Annotated in this window: 20 protein-coding genes and 1 tRNA gene; 8 read left to right on the top strand and 13 right to left on the bottom strand. The window is 42.1% G+C overall.

The genetic code is table 11. The features are described 5' to 3' along the window. Positions 1 to 176: 176 nt before the first annotated feature. The 5 genes from GS399_RS10745 to GS399_RS10725 all read right to left on the bottom strand — a co-directional run bounded on the left by GS399_RS10745 (position 177) and on the right by GS399_RS10725 (position 4,901). Positions 177 to 647: a hypothetical protein gene (locus GS399_RS10745; RefSeq protein ID WP_160844618.1), complete on the bottom strand. Its 471-nt coding sequence runs from the start codon at positions 645 to 647 to the stop codon at positions 177 to 179. A gap of 215 nt (positions 648 to 862) precedes the next feature. Then, positions 863 to 1,288 carry a c-type cytochrome gene (locus GS399_RS10740; RefSeq protein ID WP_160844617.1) on the bottom strand — a complete coding sequence of 142 codons (426 nt, stop codon included), beginning with the start codon at positions 1,286 to 1,288 and terminating at the stop codon, positions 863 to 865. Positions 1,289 to 1,347: 59 nt separating this feature from the next. Continuing rightward, positions 1,348 to 2,034 carry a tRNA (5-methylaminomethyl-2-thiouridine)(34)-methyltransferase MnmC2 gene (mnmC2, locus tag GS399_RS10735; RefSeq protein ID WP_160844616.1) on the bottom strand — a complete coding sequence of 229 codons (687 nt, stop codon included), beginning with the start codon at positions 2,032 to 2,034 and terminating at the stop codon, positions 1,348 to 1,350. 50 nt (positions 2,035 to 2,084) lie between these two features. Further along, positions 2,085 to 2,819: a DNA-formamidopyrimidine glycosylase family protein gene (locus tag GS399_RS10730; RefSeq protein WP_160844615.1), complete on the bottom strand. Its 735-nt coding sequence runs from the start codon at positions 2,817 to 2,819 to the stop codon at positions 2,085 to 2,087. Between the two features lie 72 nt (positions 2,820 to 2,891). Beyond that, entirely contained in the window at positions 2,892 to 4,901 is a 2,010-nt protein-coding gene (locus GS399_RS10725) for a M13 family metallopeptidase (protein WP_439649247.1), read from the bottom strand. Between the two features lie 447 nt (positions 4,902 to 5,348). Between GS399_RS10725 and GS399_RS10720 the strand changes: the two genes are divergently transcribed. Continuing rightward, a complete protein-coding gene (locus tag GS399_RS10720) occupies positions 5,349 to 7,991 on the top strand; it encodes a valine--tRNA ligase (RefSeq protein ID WP_160844613.1) in 2,643 nt (880 codons plus the stop codon). Between the two features lie 2 nt (positions 7,992 to 7,993). Then, positions 7,994 to 8,668 carry a hypothetical protein gene (locus GS399_RS10715; RefSeq protein ID WP_160844612.1) on the top strand — a complete coding sequence of 225 codons (675 nt, stop codon included), beginning with the start codon at positions 7,994 to 7,996 and terminating at the stop codon, positions 8,666 to 8,668. Here the strand turns inward: GS399_RS10715 and GS399_RS10710 are convergent. Beyond that, entirely contained in the window at positions 8,665 to 9,129 is a 465-nt protein-coding gene (locus tag GS399_RS10710; protein ID WP_160844611.1) for a hypothetical protein, read from the bottom strand. The two genes, GS399_RS10715 and GS399_RS10710, sit on opposite strands and share 4 nt — an antisense overlap. A gap of 43 nt (positions 9,130 to 9,172) precedes the next feature. After that, positions 9,173 to 9,625 (bottom strand): type I restriction enzyme HsdR N-terminal domain-containing protein, encoded by a 453-nt coding sequence (locus tag GS399_RS10705; RefSeq protein ID WP_160844610.1) that lies wholly within the window; start codon positions 9,623 to 9,625, stop codon positions 9,173 to 9,175. 89 nt (positions 9,626 to 9,714) lie between these two features. Here GS399_RS10705 and holA point away from each other — a divergent pair, with 89 nt between their 5' ends. The 3 genes from holA (at position 9,715) to GS399_RS10690 (ending at position 11,762) form a co-directional block, all read left to right on the top strand. After that, positions 9,715 to 10,743, top strand: coding sequence for a DNA polymerase III subunit delta (gene holA, locus GS399_RS10700; protein WP_160844609.1), 1,029 nt, complete (start codon positions 9,715 to 9,717; stop codon positions 10,741 to 10,743). 97 nt (positions 10,744 to 10,840) lie between these two features. Then, positions 10,841 to 11,245, top strand: a complete 405-nt coding sequence (locus tag GS399_RS10695) for an EVE domain-containing protein (protein WP_160844608.1) — start codon at positions 10,841 to 10,843, stop codon at positions 11,243 to 11,245. A 22-nt stretch (positions 11,246 to 11,267) separates the two neighbouring features. Beyond that, positions 11,268 to 11,762, top strand: coding sequence for a hypothetical protein (locus GS399_RS10690; protein WP_160844607.1), 495 nt, complete (start codon positions 11,268 to 11,270; stop codon positions 11,760 to 11,762). Here GS399_RS10690 and GS399_RS10685 read toward each other — a convergent pair. Then, the gene (locus GS399_RS10685; protein ID WP_160844606.1) at positions 11,759 to 12,292 is read right to left on the bottom strand and encodes an acyl-CoA thioesterase; all 534 of its coding nucleotides are present in this window, start codon (positions 12,290 to 12,292) and stop codon (positions 11,759 to 11,761) included. The genes GS399_RS10690 and GS399_RS10685 overlap by 4 nt on opposite strands. 42 nt (positions 12,293 to 12,334) lie before the next feature. Continuing rightward, positions 12,335 to 13,636, bottom strand: a complete 1,302-nt coding sequence (locus GS399_RS10680) for a type IX secretion system plug protein (protein WP_160844605.1) — start codon at positions 13,634 to 13,636, stop codon at positions 12,335 to 12,337. A 134-nt stretch (positions 13,637 to 13,770) separates the two neighbouring features. On the opposite strand from GS399_RS10680, the gene GS399_RS10675 reads away from it, so the two are divergent. Together GS399_RS10675 and GS399_RS10670 are read left to right on the top strand one after the other, a co-directional pair. Continuing rightward, positions 13,771 to 14,547, top strand: coding sequence for an SDR family NAD(P)-dependent oxidoreductase (locus GS399_RS10675; protein WP_160844604.1), 777 nt, complete (start codon positions 13,771 to 13,773; stop codon positions 14,545 to 14,547). After that, on the top strand, positions 14,528 to 15,658 hold the full coding sequence (locus tag GS399_RS10670) for a glycoside hydrolase family 130 protein (protein WP_160844603.1): 1,131 nt from the start codon (positions 14,528 to 14,530) through the stop codon (positions 15,656 to 15,658). The genes GS399_RS10675 and GS399_RS10670 overlap by 20 nt, the downstream gene beginning before the upstream one ends. Before the next feature lie 129 nt (positions 15,659 to 15,787). Here GS399_RS10670 and GS399_RS10665 read toward each other — a convergent pair whose 3' ends face one another. Both GS399_RS10665 and GS399_RS10660 read right to left on the bottom strand, forming a co-directional pair. After that, positions 15,788 to 17,701 carry an ABC-F family ATP-binding cassette domain-containing protein gene (locus GS399_RS10665; protein WP_160844602.1) on the bottom strand — a complete coding sequence of 638 codons (1,914 nt, stop codon included), beginning with the start codon at positions 17,699 to 17,701 and terminating at the stop codon, positions 15,788 to 15,790. 502 nt (positions 17,702 to 18,203) lie between these two features. After that, positions 18,204 to 19,100, bottom strand: coding sequence for a bestrophin family protein (locus tag GS399_RS10660; protein WP_160844601.1), 897 nt, complete (start codon positions 19,098 to 19,100; stop codon positions 18,204 to 18,206). A gap of 68 nt (positions 19,101 to 19,168) precedes the next feature. On the opposite strand from GS399_RS10660, the gene GS399_RS10655 reads away from it, so the two are divergent. Further along, positions 19,169 to 20,197, top strand: a complete 1,029-nt coding sequence (locus GS399_RS10655; protein ID WP_160844600.1) for a quinone-dependent dihydroorotate dehydrogenase — start codon at positions 19,169 to 19,171, stop codon at positions 20,195 to 20,197. A 96-nt stretch (positions 20,198 to 20,293) separates the two neighbouring features. Here the strand turns inward: GS399_RS10655 and GS399_RS20820 are convergent, their stop codons facing one another. Both GS399_RS20820 and GS399_RS10645 read right to left on the bottom strand, forming a co-directional pair. Further along, entirely contained in the window at positions 20,294 to 20,467 is a 174-nt protein-coding gene (locus GS399_RS20820; RefSeq protein ID WP_160844599.1) for a spore protein, read from the bottom strand. A 28-nt stretch (positions 20,468 to 20,495) separates the two neighbouring features. Beyond that, a tRNA-Cys gene (locus GS399_RS10645) sits at positions 20,496 to 20,566 on the bottom strand. Between the last annotated feature and the right edge of the window lie 19 nt (positions 20,567 to 20,585).

Below are 20,585 nucleotides of genomic sequence, written 5' to 3'. Positions count from 1 at the left end.
GTTCAAGATATTGGTTGTAAGATTTTAGCCCGTTAACTTCATTATATCTTTCTTCCAATGATTTTAAGTAGCCGGGATCTTTTTCTTTCCAGCCTTGTTTATGCCATGTTACCAAAATGAAATGCTGAGGGCCCGACGTTGCGTTTTGAAATACTGCTACATTTTCTTCCTGCTTTTCACGCTTTTTTCATCTTCCCCAAGGCTTCTGCCATGATTAGTTCCGATCCTGGTTTATAAAATACATGACTTATAGAGATTTCGTCGGTGAAATCATCAGAAGCGGATGTACTCAAATCGCTTCGGTATATTGCGCAACCGGCACCAATTGCCGACGTCAAAGGCGCAACGGTTTTATATAAATCTTCTTCGGCTGCTGAAGTTTTTCCGGTAGCCGGCTCTATCTGCGTCCATGCTATTGGTCCTTCTTCCTGGTGATATCCACCGGCATCCGGCCCTGAAAGTATCCTGTAAATTGTCCATTTGTTATTTCCTTGGTGAAATTTTCCAGTATGTGTTGCCAGGGCTTTTTCCAGCTCTGCAATTTTATCGGTTTTAGAAAAAAAACGATGTGTACTCATTACAATTTTTTCCTGGGCAGGAGCAGACAATGTGTAAATGAGTAAAAAAGTCGCAAGAAATGCTTTCATGAAAGGTTACGTTTCGCAGAGACATTCGATAACATAAAGTTAAGCTGCGGGCCCGGACAAGTAAGGGCTATCGGGGACAATTTTAGGGTTGTTCGCGACATGTCAAGGCAGAAAGAAATGACCGAATACGCCAGGCACGAATGTTTGACGACGCAATAAAGTAAGCAGTTTAGGGCTTCAAAAACACCGGACAGGTAAAACTATCCGGTGAAATATTATTTCGACAAATTAGAATTTTTTGGTTCTTTATTGCCGTTGTGGCAAGTTATACAATCAACGCTTAACAGGTTTGCGCCTTCCTTGTGCTCGGCATCTTTGAAATATTTCTTATTGATCTTTGCTGTCATTCGCATCATAGCCCGTGCAATATCCTTGTGTTTGTTTTCGTCACTGGCGAAGTCAAGGTGTTTTGGATCAGTTTGCGACTGCGCATGGCAAAAATTGCATTTCACACCCAAGGCGACTTTATAGCCATCCATTATTTTATCCAGATCTTCGTGGCTGATATCCTTCGGAAGAACCTTCAGGTTTTTTGGCTTGGGCATTTCCGGCTTTGTTTGTGGCTGCGGAAATGTAGCAGCTACAAAAATGAATGCTGCGAGAACTAATGGAACGACGATAAGCTTTTTTACTATTGTCATAGAGGTTTAAATGAATAATCTAAATATATCATTTAAATGTCATGTAATTCCTTGTGCAACTATAATTTTACAGCGCGTAGCATTTCGCGTTTTCCCGGCGCTCCCGGCGCTTTTTCAATAGAAAAACCGAGCCGTTTCATCGATCGTTTGAGATTACCAGTTATGGCGTAAGTGACGAATACACCACCTGTATTGAGAAAATCCGTGATATGTGCCAGTGCCTCGTCATTCCACATTTCCGGTTGATGAATGGCCGCAAAGGCATCGAAGTAAATTATATCAAACTTTTTATTTGAAACGAATTGTAAAAGCTCTGTATGCGCTATGTTAAGATTGCAAATTTCGTTAATGACAGCAGGCTGCAAAAGTGCTTTACGATAATGCGTATTGAATGCCATCCATAAATCGGAACGAACATAATCGTTGTAACCAGTGGCCGAAATAACCGTTTCAGGTAATGGAAACGCTTCAATTCCGGTGTAATCAAGTTCAATCGATTTTTCATAACAATACTCTGCACTAAGCAAAAAATTAAGGCCCGTCCCAAATCCAACCTCAAGAATACTCACTTGTGTTTTCTTTGTTAGGTTGAGGAAATATTCAAGTCCTGATTTAACAAACACATGCCGGCTTTCCTGGAACGCGCCGTGTTTTGAGTGATAGTTTTCGCCAATCTGTGAGTTAAACAGTGTTTTCGAGCCGTCGGCGGTTGTGATAAATTGTAAATTTCCAGGGATTTGAAACATTCGCGAAAATACGCAGATTATGTTTTAAGCAGACAATTGGATTACGGCTTTTATCTGTAAAGTTTTTGACAAATTTCACAATAAAAGCTTCGCCGCTTAGTTTTTCCGGTATACGCCTTTACATAATCGACATGATCTCTCGGGCATATTTTTTTGGTATGTGCCAGCCAGTGCTTTTTTAAAGTAAATTCTTTTTTCCACCTCAGGAAATCAAAGCTATATTTTGCGGTTTCCCTGATGAGCTCCCAAAGTTTAGCGTCCGGAATATTTTCGATAGTGCTCAGCGGGTGTATTCTTGTTAGAAACAGCACTTCATTTTTTATGATGTTGCCCGAGCCGGCGAAAATATTCTGATCCAGCAAAACGTCACAAGCCAGCGCTTTCGGTATTTTTTTTAATTTTTGAAATGCCTTTTCTTCGTTCCACGTATCGCTCATTATATCGGCGCTCCAATCGTAGATATTGTCAAGCGGACCTTCGATAAGCTGAATGGAACATGCGTAAAAGTTAAGTTCACCGTTCTCGAATTCCAGGTGAAGTCTCGGCGGGTTTTTGCTTTGCTCATTAATCCGATATGAACCAAACAGCATGAAATGGATTCTTACGGTAAACTCATCAAAGCAAATTAAAAAATGCTTTCCCCAGCTTTTAAAATCAGTTACTTTTTTACCGTTAAGCAGATCGATGTTTATTTTTTGCGTATTTCCCGAAACGCTGATAATTTTTTTGTTTTTGAAGCTTTGTACCGCTTCTTTAAGAATAACAATAGATGGACCTTCTGGCATAAAAACGATTTGTGTTAAAACACAAAAGGCTCCGGAAAGTTCCGAAGCCTTGAGTATGCGTTTTTATAAGAACTACCAGATTTTAATCCGGTCTTCTGGTTTTTTGTAGAGTTTATTGCCAGGTTTTACATCGAATGCTTGATACCAGGCGTCCATGTTAACTGGAGCGCCTATTGTGCGGTATTCGCCCGGCGAGTGTGGATCAGTTACGATTTGCTGTGCCGCGCTTTCCGGTAAAATGTTTCCTCTCCAAACCTGAGCCCAGGCTAAAAAGAAACGCTGATCTGGTGTAAATCCATCAATTTTAGTGTTCGATTTTCCTTCAGGCGTCATCTTAAACGCTTCGTAAGCGACATTTAATCCGCCTAAGTCGCCGATGTTTTCACCCATAGTTAACTTTTCGTTTACATGAATGCTGTCAAGAACTTTATAAGAATCAAATTGCTCTCCTAACAATTTGGTTTTAGCCATGAACTTAGCCCGATCTTCATCCGTCCACCAGTTACGCAGGCTTCCGTCTTTATCATATTGGCTTCCCTGGTCGTCAAATCCGTGCGACATTTCGTGGCCGATTACCGCGCCGATACCACCATAGTTAACGGCATCATCAGCGTTTGGATCGAAAAACGGAAACTGAAGAATTCCGGCAGGGAATACAATTTCATTCATTGTTGGATTGTAATAGGCGTTGACCGTCGGTGGAGTCATTCCCCACTTGGTGCGATCTACCGGTTTGCCCAACTGTTTTACCATTTCGTTATAATCCCAAACGTTTGAATTACGCAGGTTTTGGAAAAATGCATTGCGATCAATTTCAAGGCCGTCATAATTCTTCCATTTATCAGGATATGCAATCTTCGGGGTAAAGGCATGAAGTTTCGCCAATGCTTTTTCTTTCGTCACATCACTCATCCAATCCAGGTTTTTGATGCGTATTTCAAACGCCTTGCGAAGGTTTGCAACAAGTTGCTCCATACGGGCTTTAGCTTCCGGCTTGAAATAACGCTGAACATAAAGCTGGCCTAAAAGCTCGCCGATAGAATTGTCTGTCAATGACGACATACGCTGCCAGCGTGGTGTCTGTACTTTCTGACCGCTCAAAACCTGCGAGTAAGCGAAACTGGCTTTTACAAATGGAGTGCTCAGGTAAGAAGCGGAATTTTTAAGCACATTCCATTGGAGGTAAGTTTTCCAGTCGCTTACCGGAACGCTTGATAACATTCCGTTTAGTTCCGTGAAGAATTTAGGATTTCCGACTAAAACGGTGTCTTCTCCTGTAACTTTCATTTTCGCCATCAGACTTTTCCAGTCGACAGCCGGTGTAGTTTTGCTGAAATCGGCAACGCCAAATTTGTTATAGGTTTTATACGGATCGCGCATTTCTACCCGGCTCATCTGAGCTGCGGCAAGCGACTTTTCGATTCCAAATATTGTTTCTGCATTTTTCTTTGCATTCTCCGGCGATGATCCGCTTAGCGTGAAAAGCTGAACGATGTAATTTTTATAAGCTTCCTGGATTTTTAAACTACGCGGATCGCTTTTCAGGTAATAATCCCTGTCTGGCAGTGTTGTGCCGCCCTGGCCGAATTGCGGCACCATGTGTGTAATGTTTTTACGGTCCTGGGCAATAAAAAAGCCAAACATCGGCGACGCAATACCCGCTGTGCGCATATATGCTACTTCATTTAGGATGCCGTTCACGTCGGAGATTTTGCTTACCCGTTCCAGGTCCGGTTTGATAGGTGTATAACCCAGTTTTTCAATACGGGCGCTATCCATTCCTGCTTCATAAAAATCACCTACGCGTTTTTCAACCGAACCAGATTTTGCTCTTTTATCGGCGGCAGCATCTGTTAAAATCGTCTTAACGGCGTTGATATTAAAGTCCCTTAAAACATTGAAGCTTCCCCAGCGGGTTTCTTTGGCTGGCACCGGATTGTTTTTAACCCATGTTCCGCTTGCGTAATCGTAAAAGTCGTCGCCTGGATTTACGCTTAAGTCCATGTTTGACTGATCGATGTACTTGATTTTTTTTGCCGGTGGAGAGTCGTGTTGTGCCAATGCATTTAGCGATAAAACCATTGAGCCGAACAGCATAACGTGCCCGTAATTTACTTTCATTTTCAAATAAGAAGTTTTGAGTTACAGATTAAGTGTAAAAGTTAAATGTAGATTTTTTTGTAGAATTTCTGGCCGGGAACCGGGTAAAATCAACGGTTAAACCAGTTCAATATCCTGCGGAAGTAAGGGAAACTGAATAAAATGTTCGAAATCTTTGAATTTTCAAGGATTTTCATAATTAACAAGCTGAGTAAGATAATAACTTTCAAACTATAAAAATATTGTTACATCGATCAAAAAAGTGTCCGGTCATCCCGTTAAGCAAATAAATCTAGGGATACTGTCCAGTATGTTTTTTGACAACTCTTTCTGATACGTTACGGTTCCCATTCCCAGGCGGTACAAATGCTTTGCCCTTCGCGTTTGAAAAGCTATTTTTGCATGCTGAAATTTTGAGCAGATAACACGATGAGTATTTCTAAAACATATAACCCGGCAGAGGCTGAAAATAAATGGTACCAGTATTGGATGGAGAAAAAGTTCTTCAAATCCGTTCCCGATGAACGTGAACCCTATACCATAGTCATTCCTCCACCCAACGTTACGGGTGTTTTGCACATGGGGCATATGCTTAACAATACCATTCAGGATGTATTGATCCGCCGCGCCCGTATGCAAAATAAAAATGCCTGCTGGGTTCCCGGCACCGATCACGCATCTATTGCTACGGAAGCTAAAGTAGTAGCTCTGCTCAAAGAAAAAGGAATTGAGAAGAAAGATATAACACGGGCAGAATTTCTTAAATATGCTTATGACTGGAAGAATAAATATGGCGGCATCATTCTCGAACAGCTGAAAAAGCTGGGTGCTTCCTGCGATTGGGATCGTACCCGTTTCACAATGGATGAGGAACTTTCGGAAGCTGTGGCCGATACATTTATTCATCTGCATAAAAAGGGTCTTATCTACCGTGGTATCCGTATGGTGAACTGGGATCCGAAAGGTAAAACCGCCGTTTCGGACGAAGAGGTAATTCGTAAAGAAGTTAACCAGAAGCTTTACTATATCAATTACAAGATTTCAGGCGAAGACGGTTTTATCACCATTGCTACAACCCGCCCTGAAACGATCATGGCCGATTCGGCCATTTGCATCAACCCGAACGATGAACGCTTCAGCTATCTGAAAGGTAAAAAGGTTTTGGTGCCGTTGATCAACCGCGAAATACCGGTTATAGAGGATGATTACGTGGATATGGAGTTCGGTACAGGCTGTTTAAAAGTTACACCTGCACACGATCTTAACGACTATGAGCTCGGACAGAAGCATCAGTTACCGGTTATCGATATTTTAAACGATGACGGAACTCTGAATGCAGAAGCACAGATATTAATAGGCGAAGATCGTTTTGCTGCGAGAAAGAAAGTTGCGGTTATGCTGGAAGAAGCAGAGCAGCTTCAGAAGGTCGAAGAATATAAATCACAGGTTGGCTTTTCAGAACGTACCGATGCGGTAATCGAACCTAAGCTTTCTATGCAATGGTTTTGCAAAATGAAAGAAATGGCAGAACCGGCTTTAAAATATGTTTTAGATGGCGAAGTGAAACTGATTCCAGATAAGTTCATCAACACCTATCGCCATTGGATGGAGAATGTAAAGGACTGGAATATCAGCCGGCAGCTTTGGTGGGGCCAACAAATTCCTGCATGGTATTTACCGAATGGCAAGTACGTTGTAGCAAAAACACATGATGAAGCATTTGCGCTCGCTAAAGAGTTGGATGCGTCCATTGTAAAAGAACACCTGGTTCAGGATGAAGATGTGGTGGATACCTGGTTTTCATCATGGTTATGGCCGATTTCAGTTTTTGATCCGACTGTTTTTGCTGATCCGTCCAAAGAAGGGAATGAAGACCTGAATTATTATTATCCTACAAACGACCTGGTTACCGCTCCTGAGATTTTGTTTTTCTGGGTGGCAAGAATGATTATGGCCGGACATGAGTTCCGCGGCGAGGCGCCCTTCAAAAATGTGTATCTCACCGGTATAGTTCGGGATAAGCTCGGCCGTAAAATGTCTAAATCGTTAGGGAATTCTCCTGATCCACTTGGTTTGATCGAAAAATACGGTGCTGACGGCGTTCGTGTAGGCATGCTGCTTTGTTCGCCGGCAGGAAATGACTTAATGTTTGATGAAAGTTACTGCGAGCAGGGCAGAAACTTTGCCAATAAAATATGGAATGCTTTTCGCCTGGTAAAAGGATGGGAAGTTTCAGAAGAAGTACAAAGTCCGGTTAACGCGATTGCGGTCAACTGGTTCGAAAGCAGGTTCAATGAGGCTTTAGCCGAAATTGAAAACCACTTTTCGCAATACCGTTTGTCAGAAGCTTTGATGGCTGTTTATAAGCTGGTATGGGACGATTTTTGTTCCTGGTTCCTTGAAATGGTGAAGCCACCTTATCAGCAACCAATTGATAAACAAACCTTGAGCCAGACAAAGGTATTCCTGGAAAGGATATTGAAGTTGCTTCATCCGTTTATGCCTTTCTTAACAGAGGAACTATGGCACGACGAACTTTTTGAAAGCCGCTCGGAAATGGACTGCATAATTGTTGCCCGCTACCCTAATTCAGGTGATTCTAATACCGAGCTTCTGAAAGATATTCAGACTATTAAGCAAATAATCTCCGAGGTGCGTAACATCCGGAACACAAAGCAATTGTCGCCAAAAGAACCCTTGCCGTTAGCGGTTAAGGCTTCGTCAGCGGTAGCCTATGAAACCTATACCGATTTAATTACAAAAATGGCCAACCTCAACGAGTTTGTGCTTGTGAGCGATAAAATCGCCGGGGCGGGAACGTTCATGGCTGGTATCGACGAATTCTTCGTTAAGCTGGAGGATTCTGTTGATCCCGAAGCTGAGAAAGAGCGAATAGGAAAGGAGCTTGAGTACCTTGCCGGATTCTTGAAATCTGTTGATGCGAAGCTTTCAAATGAGCGTTTTGTTCAGAATGCCAAGCCTGATATAGTAGAAAACGAAAAAAGGAAAAAAGCCGACGCGGAAGCTAAAATTGCTATTTTGCGAGAAAATCTTTCGGTATTAAGTCGGTAACAATGAATTATAAAGCCTTAGCGATTGCTTTTATGGCAATCGCTTTTTCTTCCTGCATACGTATTTCTTTCAAAACGCCGCCAGTTTCTGGTGACAGCACTCAAAATCAACAATCTGTAAGAGTAAATTCAAAATACCTGATCTCATGTGATGGCATAGGCGAGGTCAAACTATATGATACTTACCAGGACCTTGTAAATCGTTATGGGGCGAATGCTCTGACTGTACATGAAAACAATGTTTCGGGCAATTATTCAGTTATTTGGGAAGGGCAGGCGACTGAGATGACGATTGTATGGAAGGAGAAGCAAGAGCCATTCAAAAATATCAGCTATCTTAAAATTAACAGCGATTTTTCATCCTATCAAACCAGGACCGGGCTACGGTTGGGGGCAAACAGAGACGACATGCAAAAAGCCAACGGCGATCTGTCGGTTACATTTAAAAATTTCAATGATGAAAATAACCCGGGCGAAATCACGAGTTTCAATCACGGGAGTATAGAACAATCTGACAACTGTATCGGCGGCGTTATCGATCTAACCGCAAAAAGAAATATCGATGTTAAAGAATTGGCAGCTTTTAATAAGGAGAAAACAATTTCAACGGCTCATAGATTGATGGACCGCATGGATATTACGCTAACGGAAATTTCTGTAGGAAAATCTGTAAACTAACCGGCAATTTGCAGGCGCTTGTTACGTGCCAGCTGACGTGTTAGTTCTTTAATTTCCCATCTTTCTTTTTCACTGGTTACAGAATCCATTTTGATGCAATGAACCTGATTGTCGCGTGTATGGATATTTAACGCGCAAAATCTTGTCGAAATGCCAATGATGTCTTCTGCTTCGATCACCACATTTTCGCCGCTTTCCTCACAATAATACTGAATGCTGTCATTGTTAATAACCAGGAAAGCGATTTTTTTGCCCATAACGATCTTTTTTGATCCCTTAAGCATCGCAATAGCCAGCAAACCCAAACCGAGGTTTACATAAATGAAGTAATTGGGAATGGCATTAATCGCAACTGTGATTGTTCCGGCGACCATCGCGGATAACAGAAGTGAAGGGATAAGGATTTCGGTTGGCTTGGTGGTAGATAAATTTAGATTTTTAACATAAAGGTTTTTGTCCATAAAAACTAAATTGATAAGGTTTATTGTACATAACTAATTGTACCTAACTAAAATACGGTAATTGATTTATAACTTCATAACTTTTATTAAAAAAATTTATTTTAAAAAAACAATGCGTTAGACCATTTGTTACGCCAACCGTTTCGGTTTGATGAATCATGTTGTATCGGGCAACCTGGTCCAGTGTTTTCTGACTTATTTTAACGGAAGGCGCTTTACATTCGATAAGCAAAATGATTTTACCGAGTGTGTTAAAAACGGTTATATCACTTCTTTTCTTTAACGTATTGAGGGTTAGTCCGCCTTCCAGTTTTATCAGTGTTCTCGGATAATTGCGCTCGTTAATAAGAAACTTAACGAAATGCTGTCTAACCCATTCCTCGGGAGTCAGCACCAGATATTTTTTTCGTACCTCATCGAATATATAAGTCACATCACTATCGTGTCTTATTCTGAAAGGGTATTCTGGTAAATTGAGTGGAATTGGCTGGAACATCAGTATATTGATAATTCGGATTACGATTAACGGACTGCTATTTTAAAGGTTCGAATATAATGTATAAAATTGCTTTAACTTTGTATTTCATGAGTTATCAGCAAATCATTTCCGATCTAAAAAGCCGCAAATTCAAACCTGTTTACCTGCTGCATGGCGAAGAGCCGTATTACATTGATTTAATAGCAAATTACATCGAGCAGCATGCCTTGAGCGACGCAGAAAAAGGTTTTAATCAAACGGTGCTATACGGAAAGGAAATCGATGTTTTCGCTGTTTTAAACGCGGCAAAACGTTATCCCATGATGAGCGACTACCAGGTAGTAATGGTGAAAGAGGCTCAGGAAATGAAATGGGGAAAAGAAAGCGATGATAAAAAATCGACTGATCCTTTATTGGCATATCTCGAAAATCCGCTCCAGTCGACCATCCTGGTAATTTGTTATAAATATGGCAAATTCGATAAAAGGAAAAAGACGTATAAGGCAGTAGAAAAAAAGGGACTTGTATTTGAGTCGGCTACTATTTACGATAATAAACTTGCCGGCTGGATTGAAGAATTTGTAAAAGAAAAATCATACCGTATACATGCAAAAGCCTCTGCCTTAATAGCGGACTATCTCGGCAACGATCTTTCTAAAATTTCCAACGAGCTGGAAAAGCTGATGCTGAACGTTGACAAATCTGTTGAGATTAATATAGAGCACGTTCAGAATAATATCGGTATAAGTAAGGAATACAACGTTTTCGAGCTGCAAACTGCCCTGGCGCGGCGCGACGTTTTAAAGGCTAATCAGATAGTGGATTATTTTTCCTCGAATCCTAAGTCAAACCCAATTCAAATGGTTCTTGGCAATCTTAATACTTATTTTACGAAGATATTGAAGTATCATTATGTGCCGGATAAATCTTCACAATCGATAGCAAAAGAGCTCGGTGTAAATCCATTTTTTGTTAAGGATTACGAACTAGCCGCCCGTAGTTACAACCTCAGCAAAACGTTCGGGATAATAAGCGAATTAAGAGAGTATGATCTGAGATCAAAAGGTGTTAACTCTACAGGCAATACCAGCGACGGCGAAATTTTAAAGGAGCTTGTGTTTAAAATTTTGCATTGAAGGTGTGTATCAACTGCGCATCCTGATAAACACTTTCATTTAGCAGTTTTGGCATATCCTGCATTTTATTAGCTTTGGAAAATAGATCTTATCATATATGAATTATTGGCTCGTTAAGTCGGAACCATTTAAATACAGCTGGGAAAAATTTAATAAAGAAGGCAGAACGTTCTGGGATGGCGTGAGAAACTACCAGGCTCGCAATAATCTCAGGGATATGAAAGAGGGCGACCTCGTATTATTTTATCATAGTAACGAAGGTAAGGCAGTTGTCGGGATTGCAAAGGTCGTTAAAGAGTCTTACCAGGATCCTACAACAGATGACAAAAATTGGGTAGTTGTCGATCTGTCGCCGGTTGAATCATTGAAGCGTCCGGTAACCCTTGAAGAAATTAAAGCTGATGAACGGCTAAAAGATATTTCGCTGGTAAGGCAAGGCAGATTATCTGTTATGCCATTAAAAGCGAATGAGTTCGATCGTATCATTGAACTCGCAGGATAAAACCTTAAACCTGTCACAAACTATGAAGAAAAAAATTACTGCAGTTGTGCTGCTTGCGTGCTTTTTTTTGCAGCAAACAAATTTTAGTTACGCCGGCAATAAACCCAAAAAATACGATGCCATTGTAAAAACTACCGCAGGATTGCGGTATAAAGGCGTGTTGAATAAAACAGATGAGCATGGCATTGATCTCCTGATCAGGAAACAGCGAAAACATATCGACGCAGATTCAATATCCACTATACGAATAAGGCATTCAGGTGGCTTACAGACAGCAATGCTGGTGGGTGCCGGAGTTGGCATGGCCGGCGGAGCAACTGCATTTGCTGTAGGAGTTAACAAAGACAAGATAGATAAAGTTACAGCACCTGTATTTATCGTAGGCGGTATAGTTTATGGAGCCGCGATGGGAGCTTTTATCAATTTATTCGGTTCTGTTAAACGGTATAAGGATGTGAACCATTCGTTTGAAAAGCTTCACGGCGACCTTGATAAATATACTTATAACGAAAATTAATCCGCTTTTTCTGGTAGAAACAACGCTTTAAGTTCGGTTGCTTCATCAGGAGACATTTTGCCGCTTAAAATAAGGCGAAGCTGCCTGCGTCTTAAGGCTCCGTCATAAAGCTTAATCTCTTCTTCTGTTTCAGGCTGAATGGGTTGTACGGGTTTTACCTTTCCTGTGTTATCTACTGCTACAAAAGTATAGTAAGCCTCGTTGGATTTTACTCTGGTACCTGATGGTATATTTTGTGCCCAGACTTCGAGCTTTACTTCAACCGACGTGTTGAATGCCCTCGTGACTTTTGCATTAATAGTAATTACGTCACCCAGCTTTATTGCATGTTTAAATGAAACATTATCCACCGAAGCGGTTACCGCAATGCTGTTGCAGTGCTTTTGCGCACAGATGGCCGCGGCAATGTCCATCCAGTGAAGCATGCGGCCGCCCATTAAATTATGCAGCATATTGGTATCGTTAGGTAATACCAGCTCATTCATTACGACAAGAGAGTCAGAAGGGGTTTTGATTTTTTGTTCTTCCATCAGTTTGCAAAGATACTATTGCAAAGTTATTTGCGGGATGGTTTATCTTTTTCCGAGCGTATTAAATTGCGAAAAACCGATCAGTTCCTCCCAGCGTGCACCCGGACGGCGATAGTAAACAAAAACCTGGTAATTGTTCTCTGTTTCAAAATGAGATCCGTCAAACACTTGATTATTAACGCTTCCTGACTGATCCTTCCAGATGTAATGATAATCATAAAGTCCTTGTTTCAATATTTGTGAACCATAAAAGCGTTTGCGGGCTGGATCATAGGTCATTTTGTTTTCGTCACTCAGCTGATAACTATTAAACTTACCAACCAGGTAAGCGCTGCCACCATCATCTGGCGGTGAGGCAACTAACGAAAAGCTTACTTTGGAGTAATCTCCCGCAGTTTTGTTGTCGTTCTGATCGAGGTTCCTGATAAAGAAATTACCGTTTTCATCAAAACTTGTGGTATAAGCAACGTCGCCCATGTCGGCATCTGAAACCAGGAGAACAATATTTACAGAATCTTTATAAATTCTTGCAATGTTTTGCGACTGTACGCGAAGGCTGCGAAGGTCGACTTCCCTGAATTCGCTCCCGCCCTGGAAATCCAGGTTATGCATATCTGAATAGATCAGTTGGTTTTGCCTGACATACGTTGGCCGTCCCGCCCATTGCGTTATATCCGGGCGTCCATTTTGGCTAACCAGCACCCGGATATCCTGGTAAGGGTTTTGCAAGTTTAGATTACCCATGTTTACGGTTAGGTTCAATTTCTGCATTTTGTTCCGCAACGGAATATCATTTGAACGGGTAAGTTCCGTAAAAACAGATGTTAGGGGAGTAACTATGTAAAACCGGCGAGTTATGACGAGCTTCGACTGGTTACCATCTTCATAAACCTTCAGCAGGTAGTTGCCGGAAATTTTTGGCTTAACGGTCAGGTTGGGAAAGATCAGCTCGTAATGCGTATATCGCTGCAGCGTATTGTAAGAGTATTTGTAGTCGAAGATGCGGTCCTCTGTAAAGCTTTCCATGTAATCCATTGGGGATAAACGGCTGCTGTTCCAGTCGCCATCGCAATGCTCGATCGTATAAGAGTAATATTTTGTTCCGCCCCGCAAATCATCGAAAGCCAATAGCAGTTCATCTGACGTTCCGAGGTTCAGAATTGGTAAAGACTGTTCCCGGCTTCGGTTATATAATTCCACAGATTTTATTTGAGGAATGTAAATGTAATCCTGGTAACGCAACACCTGGGAGGGAGCCTGCTGATCTGCGGCCCTGTTTCTCTTTTGTGCATAGCCAGGGATTTGAAATAATAACAAGCTTAACAGGATTAATAGTACAGGCATCTTCATCGCGATGAATTTAACACTAAAGTTTAATAAAATATTGCCTGGGTTTCTTCATAATTCATTCACCTAGGATATTGAACTTCACAACGTTGTTTACTCAAACTTTTACGAATGACTCATGTATCATACTTATGAAAAAACTGGAAGGGAAAATAGCGTTGATCACCGGTTCTGATTCCGGGATCGGTAAAGCGATTGCTGTCGAGTTCGCTACTGAAGGTGCCAATGTTGTCATTTGCTACCATTCAGATGAAGAAGGCGCAAAAAAGGCCGCGACAGAAATTGAAGGGCTCGGGGTAAAAACGCTGATTCAGCAGGTCGACGTTGGCGATGAACAGAACATCAAACAGCTTTATAAAAATGTGTTCGATAAGTTTGGTGAGCTTGATATAGTTGTCAATAATGCAGCGGTCAATACCTCTCATATTATGATTGAAGATATGACGACTGAACTATTCGATAAAACGTTGAAAACTAATTTATATAGCGTTTTCTTCAGCTGCCGCGAATTTGTTGGCTATCTAAAGAAGAATTCAAAAAAAGGAAAGATCGTCAATATCAGTTCGGTTCACGAAGACATAGTTGCGCCGGGCGGGTCAGATTATAACGCTTCAAAAGGTGCTGTTAAAAATCTCACCAGGACAATCGCTTTGGAAGTCGCCTCTTTCGGCATTAACGTTAACAACATTGCGCCTGGGATGATCCTGACACCAATGAATAAGGAAGCAATGGAAAATAAAGAAGTTCGGGACGAAGCCAGCTCACATATTCCGGCTAAGAGGCCGGGCCAGCCGGAAGAAGTAGCGAAAGTAGCTCTATTCCTGGCATCCGGTGATTCAGATTATGTGAATGGATCCACATATTTTATAGACGGCGGTTTATCACTAAATGTCGGACAAGGTGCCTGATCAGATTGGAAATGTGAAAGAAGAAAAGAATAAAGGCCCGGAATGGGCGCTTTTGCCTTTCTTTAAAGATGATGCGGTAAATCCTATCATGAAACCGTTTGCAGATTTTTTTATCGAACCCGTTGAGAACAAGCGGATAGGGTGGGAAAATGCGGATATCCTGAATCCTGCGGCCATTGTAAAAGATGATAAAGTTTACCTGTTATATCGGGCGCGGCAGAAAGCTTCCAGTATTATACCTGTTTCACGTATCGGCATTGCTGAAAGTATTGACGGAATCAATTTTAAGCATCATACGGCACCTGTACTTTACCCCGACAGCGACGAATTTTATAATTACGAGAGCGGTGGCGGCTGCGAAGATCCCAGGGTTGTAGAAGACGAAAACGGAAAGTATTACATGACTTACACCGCGGCCGATGGTTACAATGCACGTCTTTTTATTGCGACCTCCGACGATCTTGTTATTTGGCAAAAGCATGGCAGCGTATTCAAAAATGCATTTGGCGGAAAGTACATTGATAAGTGGACAAAGTCAGGATCTATTGTTTCCCGGTATGAGAACGGGAAGATCATTGCTGCAAAAATCAACGGCAAGTATTGGATGTATTTTGGCGACTCGCAGATTTGGATAGCTACCTCTGATAATTTAATTAATTGGGAGCCGGTTTTAAATGCAGAAGGAGAGATGCCACCGGTTAACCTTCGAAGAAATGCCGTTCAAATGCCCGAACTCAAAATTGTTCTCTCACCGCGGGATGGGATGTTCGACAGCGATCTTGTTGAGTCGGGGCCGCCGGCAATGATCACCAAACATGGAATTTTGCTGATCTATAACAGTCGCAACGACCCTGCTTTTGGCGACAAAACACTAAATGAAGGAACATATACGCCCTCTCAGGTCTTAATCGATATTAACGATCCCACAAAAGTTATCGATCGCATGGATACCTGGTTCATGAAACCTGACATGCCATACGAGTTGACAGGCGATGTGGATGCTGTTTGTTTTGTCGAGGGACTGGTTTATTTTCAAAACCGCTGGCTGCTGTATTACGGAACCGCGGATACAGACATCGCTATAGCGGAAAGCAAAGCATCGGTTGAATAGTCGAATTTGATAAGGACAACAGATCAGATTAGAAGGTACAACAGGTGCAAAAAAAAAGAAGAGTCGAAAAACGAAGCTACGTTTTGAGCAATACGAAGCTTCGTTTTCGGGAAACCTAACTAGGTTTTTTTAACCCTCCATCTCCATAATCTGCTCCGCCAAAGTTTCCCATTCAGACTGGGCCTCTTTCAGGTTTGATTTAATGGAATTATAATTCAGATTTGCTTCTTCCAGTTTTTGCTTGTTGCCGTAGATCGAGTCATCGGCTAAAACTTCCTCCGCCTTTTTAAGGGATGCCTCGAGCTTGCTTATTTCTTCCTCGAGTTCTTTTAACGACTGGTTGAGCTTTTTAAGATGCTTTGTTTTCTCATCGGCAGTTTCCTGTTTCGGCTTTTCCTCTTTTTTCTTTTCCTGAACAGCTGGTGCAGGAGTATTTTTTACTGCAGGGCGTTTGCTTTGCCATTCTTCATATTCGGCGTAAGTACCCGGATATTCCTTGATCTTTTGATCTTCGATATACCAGATCTTGTTGGCAATGTTATCAAGGAAATAACGGTCGTGGGACACTGCGATTACCGTTCCTTCGTACTGTTGAAGCGCTTGTATCAAAATATTCACCGACTGGATGTCAAGGTGATTCGTCGGCTCATCCAGGATCAGGAAGTTAGCATCAGCGGTTAACGCTTTGGCAAGTGCCACACGCGATTTCTCACCTCCGGACAGTACGCGGATTTTTTTGAACACATCGTCGCCGGTGAACAGGAAACAACCTAAAATCGACCGTAATTCAGTTTCTGTATGTTTAGGAGCAAAAGATTGCAATTCCTGCAAAATTTCGTGTTCCAGGTGCAGCGACTCAAGCTGGTGCTGGGCAAAAAATGTAGTAGTTACATTGTGGCCCGTTTCGCTGGTACCTTCGAATTCTTTGTCTGTGCCAGCAATTATTCGAAGCAAGGTCGATTTACCGCGGCCATTGGCACCGATCAGCGCGATTTTATCACCTTTTTCGATCACGCCTTCCGTGTGACTCAAGATCTGAAGGTTTGGATATGATTTGCTGATATTTTCCATGCGAACCACATGGCGTCCGCTTGGACGACTGAATTTGAAGCTGAAGTTTACCGATGGATTATCATCATCGACATCATCCACACGCTCCATTTTTTCCAGCGCTTTGATACGTGACTGTGCCATTTTCGCTTTGCTGGCTTTCGCGCGGAAACGCTCGATCAGGCGCTCTTCCTGGCGAATTTTAGCCTGCTGATTTTTAAACTGGCCGCTTTGAATTTCTTCACGCAAAGCTTTTTCCTCAAGATAGAAACTATAATTTCCCGCGTACGGAATCAGTTTTCCTTTACGGGATTCAACGATTTTATTTACTACACGATCCAGGAAATAACGGTCGTGAGACACGATAACGATAGCGCCTTCGAAAGCCTGGAGATAATTCTCAAGCCACTTGATCGAAGGTAAGTCAAGGTGATTGGTCGGCTCATCCAGCAACAAAATATCGGGTGCCTGTAACAGAATTTTCGCCAGCATCACACGCATCCTCCAGCCTCCGGAGAATGTCGAAAGCTGGCGGCCTTGTTCATCATCGCTAAAACCTAGACCAGCGAGAATTTCATGTGCCCGATATTCAATGCTATAGCCGTCGAGCGCTTCAAACTCATGTTGTTTGTCACTCAATTTGTCGATCAGGTCGTCTGAATAATCCGTTTCCAGTTTTTTTAGGATATTTTCAATCTCCGTATGCAGCTGATTCTGGCGGGCAAAAGCCTCCATGGCTACATGCAAAATGCTTTTGTCGGATTGATACGAAAGAAGATCCTGGTTCAGGTAACCGATCTTAATGTCTTTTGACATGGAAACCGTACCGCTGGTCGGTTTGTAGTCGCCTACAATTATTTTCAGCAGCGTTGTTTTTCCAGTTCCGTTGGCGCCAATCAGGCCGATTTTCTCTCCCGGTTTTATATGCCAGTTCGCCTCATCATACAAAGCTCTCGCACCGATCTCGAATATTAAGTTATTTATTGCAATCACGGGCGCAAAGGTAAGATTTTGCCGGCTTGATCTGAAGCACGTATTAACTTATTGCCAGGGATTTGACAAGTTATTACGCTGATCAAACAGAATGGTAATTATTTTGGAAAGCGAAGCCTTGTTTTTTATTGGTTACGATAGTCCTGTCATCCGCTGTAGTCCCGATTTAGGATCGGGAGCTGCCGCTTCCGCCAGGTTTAAATCGGGAAGGCCATTGCTTCTATTTTGCGGTTGGTTTCTGCAAAATCTAATGAAGTTCATTACACAACAGTTCATTTTTAAACCCGGGCGTCGCGGATACCGGCCTTGTGGTTAAAGCCTTGTGCAGTATGAGCAAAGCACGGGACTGACTTTTATATGAAATACAGTCTTTGCTTTTCAAAGAAAAAACTGGTATGTTTTCTCAATTTAAATATTTTTTTACCTACATTCCGTCTTGTGAAAACACAACTGAGGCTTTCAGCTTTGATATTTGTTAAGTGCTTTCATTATCAATTCCCCCCTACATCAAAATCCCGTTAACCGGGTAAACCGCGCCCGGAATATTCTCATCGCCGATCATATTTTTCAGGTCTGTTTCGATAGTCACGCAAATCGCATCAAGCGCGATGTCGTTATGCCCGTTCTCAAAAGGATTCTGAATTTCGAAAGCAATACGTTCGATGACTAAAAATATAAACGCGACCAGTATGGTCATTGCAATCGTGATGTATCCGAGCTCGTCGACCAATCCAAAAGGAATCAGGCAGCCGAAAATGTGAACCAGCAAAAATGAAAAATAACTGTAGGGAACCGGAAAAGGTGTGTTTTTGATACGTTCCGCCTCGCCAAGATTGTTGGTGAGCGTCGTAAAAGTTTCCTCAATATTAATGAATAGGTAATCGGAAAAATCAGCTTGCCGGCGCACATCATTGATCTTTGAAAGGTTGTTAAGCAGAATTGCGTTCGGTACGTTCTTGGCAACCAGAACGGTGGTTGCATCAGGTTCTTTTAAGAATTTCTTCACAACCGTTTCCGTGCTTTTGTCGCGAAGTTTATAATTCATCGCATATACAAAAGCAATTTGATTATAAACGATGTCGTCACGCAATTTTTCTACGTCGGGTGTATGTTTCAAAAATACGATGACTTCACGTGTCAACGTCCGGGATTGATTAACGACCGACCCCCAGATTTTCCGGGCTTCCCACCAGCGGTCGTACGCCGCATTTACACGGAAACCCATCAGGATTGAAAGTGCCGTACCAAGGATAGCTATTTCTGTGTTTGGGATGATCAGCTCGACATGAAACTCGATGTAGGCGACACTTACAATTAAGGAAAAGATCAGGTAAAAAAGCAGCCAGCCCCAAAGTTTCGATAGAATAACACCGGCTTTAATGTTTGTTTCAACAACCATATTTTGATTTGATAAGCTTGAAACAGGTTGCCGGTTGTAATGTTTTGAGTTTGCGCTACCTTTGCAGCATGTACCGGTTAGTTAAATCCATTCTTTTTCGTTTCGCTCCCGAGGAAATCCATCATTTCGTTACATCCGTTTTGAAACGTGGCGAACTTGTGCCGGGAATAGCGAAATTATTGAAAACGAACTTTGCAGTAAATGATACACGCCTGGAAAGAACGGTTTTTGGCTTAAAGTTTAAAAATCCCGTTGGGCTTGCCGCCGGCTTCGATAAAAACGGCGAGTGGATCAGGGAGCTGTCGAATTTCGGCTTCGGCTTTATCGAGATCGGAACGGTTACGCCGCTGCCGCAACCGGGAAATGAAAAGCCGAGAATGTTTCGATTACCTGACGATTCCGCACTGATAAATCGCATGGGTTTCAATAATCAGGGTGTTGAGGTAGCAGCGCTGCGTTTAAAGCTACTAAAACGTGATGGATTGATCATTGGCGGAAATATTGGTAAGAATAAACTTACTCCTAATGAAAATGCGACAAGCGATTACATTAAATGTTTCGACGCTTTGTTTGATGTGGTCGATTATTTTGTGGTTAACGTTAGTTCCCCGAATACGCCGGGTTTAAGAGAACTGCAGGAGAAGGAGCCGCTTAAAAACCTGTTGAAAACATTACAGGAACGAAATGAAGAAAGAACTGCCAGTAAGCCAATTTTGCTGAAAATTGCACCCGATCTAACGGACGCACAACTTGACGATATTGTTGAAATTGTTCAGGAAACCAAAATTGCCGGTGTCATCGCGACAAATACCACAATCAGCCGGGAGAACCTGGCATCACCTGAATACTTGAAAAAGGAAACCGGCGGACTGAGTGGCAAACCATTAACAAAACGCTCGACTGAAATGATCAGGTATCTTTCGGAAAGATCAAATAAGGCTTTTCCGATAATTGGTGTAGGGGGCATTCATTCGCCGGAAGATGCAATTGAAAAGCTGGAAGCCGGGGCCTCATTGGTTCAGATCTATACTGGATTCATATACGAAGGTCCGGGCCTGGTCAAACGTATTAATCAGGCGATACTCGCTGCAGGGTAACGCAGACAGCTCTCAAAACGCTGCCTGCGTTAAAATGAAAAAATCCCAGCCAAATGTTGACCGGGATCTTTATATCGAAAAGTTTTTTACTTCTTGTTATTTGCCAGATATTTGAGCTAAAACTGCATTATTTTTAGCAATTTGGCTTTTTTCTGATTCTGCTGAGCGGCTTCCTGTTTCAAGGTTGCGGCCCAGTTTTAAAAACTGAACTTCAAGACGGGAAACCGTTTTGTTTCTCCTATCTTTTCTTTTTAAACGTGTAACTCCCATTTTTTTCTTTTTAATAGTTAAAACTCTGAGGTCGAGAGCGGATTCGAACCGCTGTAGAAGGTTTTGCAGACCTCTGCCTAGCCACTCGGCCACTCGACCCTTTTTATTTAAGGACTGC

Origin of the sequence: Hufsiella arboris, assembly GCF_009834875.1 — a bacterium.
In the GTDB taxonomy this organism is placed as follows: Bacteria; Bacteroidota; Bacteroidia; order Sphingobacteriales; family Sphingobacteriaceae; genus Hufsiella_A; species Hufsiella_A arboris.
Note: the sequence above shows the minus strand (reverse complement) of the source record. Positions and strands in the feature narration are given on the sequence as shown.

Coding starts and splice junctions, on each gene's coding strand:
- GS399_RS10745 (WP_160844618.1), bottom strand. CDS start 647: ATGAAAGCATTTCTTGCGACTTTTTTACTCATTTACACATTGTCTGCT.
- GS399_RS10740 (WP_160844617.1), bottom strand. CDS start 1,288: ATGACAATAGTAAAAAAGCTTATCGTCGTTCCATTAGTTCTCGCAGCA.
- mnmC2 (WP_160844616.1), bottom strand. CDS start 2,034: ATGTTTCAAATCCCTGGAAATTTACAATTTATCACAACCGCCGACGGC.
- GS399_RS10730 (WP_160844615.1), bottom strand. CDS start 2,819: ATGCCAGAAGGTCCATCTATTGTTATTCTTAAAGAAGCGGTACAAAGC.
- GS399_RS10725 (WP_439649247.1), bottom strand. CDS start 4,901: ATGGTTTTATCGCTAAATGCATTGGCACAACACGACTCTCCACCGGCA.
- GS399_RS10720 (WP_160844613.1), top strand. CDS start 5,349: ATGAGTATTTCTAAAACATATAACCCGGCAGAGGCTGAAAATAAATGG.
- GS399_RS10715 (WP_160844612.1), top strand. CDS start 7,994: ATGAATTATAAAGCCTTAGCGATTGCTTTTATGGCAATCGCTTTTTCT.
- GS399_RS10710 (WP_160844611.1), bottom strand. CDS start 9,129: ATGGACAAAAACCTTTATGTTAAAAATCTAAATTTATCTACCACCAAG.
- GS399_RS10705 (WP_160844610.1), bottom strand. CDS start 9,625: ATGTTCCAGCCAATTCCACTCAATTTACCAGAATACCCTTTCAGAATA.
- holA (WP_160844609.1), top strand. CDS start 9,715: ATGAGTTATCAGCAAATCATTTCCGATCTAAAAAGCCGCAAATTCAAA.
- GS399_RS10695 (WP_160844608.1), top strand. CDS start 10,841: ATGAATTATTGGCTCGTTAAGTCGGAACCATTTAAATACAGCTGGGAA.
- GS399_RS10690 (WP_160844607.1), top strand. CDS start 11,268: ATGAAGAAAAAAATTACTGCAGTTGTGCTGCTTGCGTGCTTTTTTTTG.
- GS399_RS10685 (WP_160844606.1), bottom strand. CDS start 12,292: ATGGAAGAACAAAAAATCAAAACCCCTTCTGACTCTCTTGTCGTAATG.
- GS399_RS10680 (WP_160844605.1), bottom strand. CDS start 13,636: ATGCCTGTACTATTAATCCTGTTAAGCTTGTTATTATTTCAAATCCCT.
- GS399_RS10675 (WP_160844604.1), top strand. CDS start 13,771: ATGAAAAAACTGGAAGGGAAAATAGCGTTGATCACCGGTTCTGATTCC.
- GS399_RS10670 (WP_160844603.1), top strand. CDS start 14,528: ATGTCGGACAAGGTGCCTGATCAGATTGGAAATGTGAAAGAAGAAAAG.
- GS399_RS10660 (WP_160844601.1), bottom strand. CDS start 19,100: ATGGTTGTTGAAACAAACATTAAAGCCGGTGTTATTCTATCGAAACTT.
- GS399_RS10655 (WP_160844600.1), top strand. CDS start 19,169: ATGTACCGGTTAGTTAAATCCATTCTTTTTCGTTTCGCTCCCGAGGAA.
- GS399_RS20820 (WP_160844599.1), bottom strand. CDS start 20,467: ATGGGAGTTACACGTTTAAAAAGAAAAGATAGGAGAAACAAAACGGTT.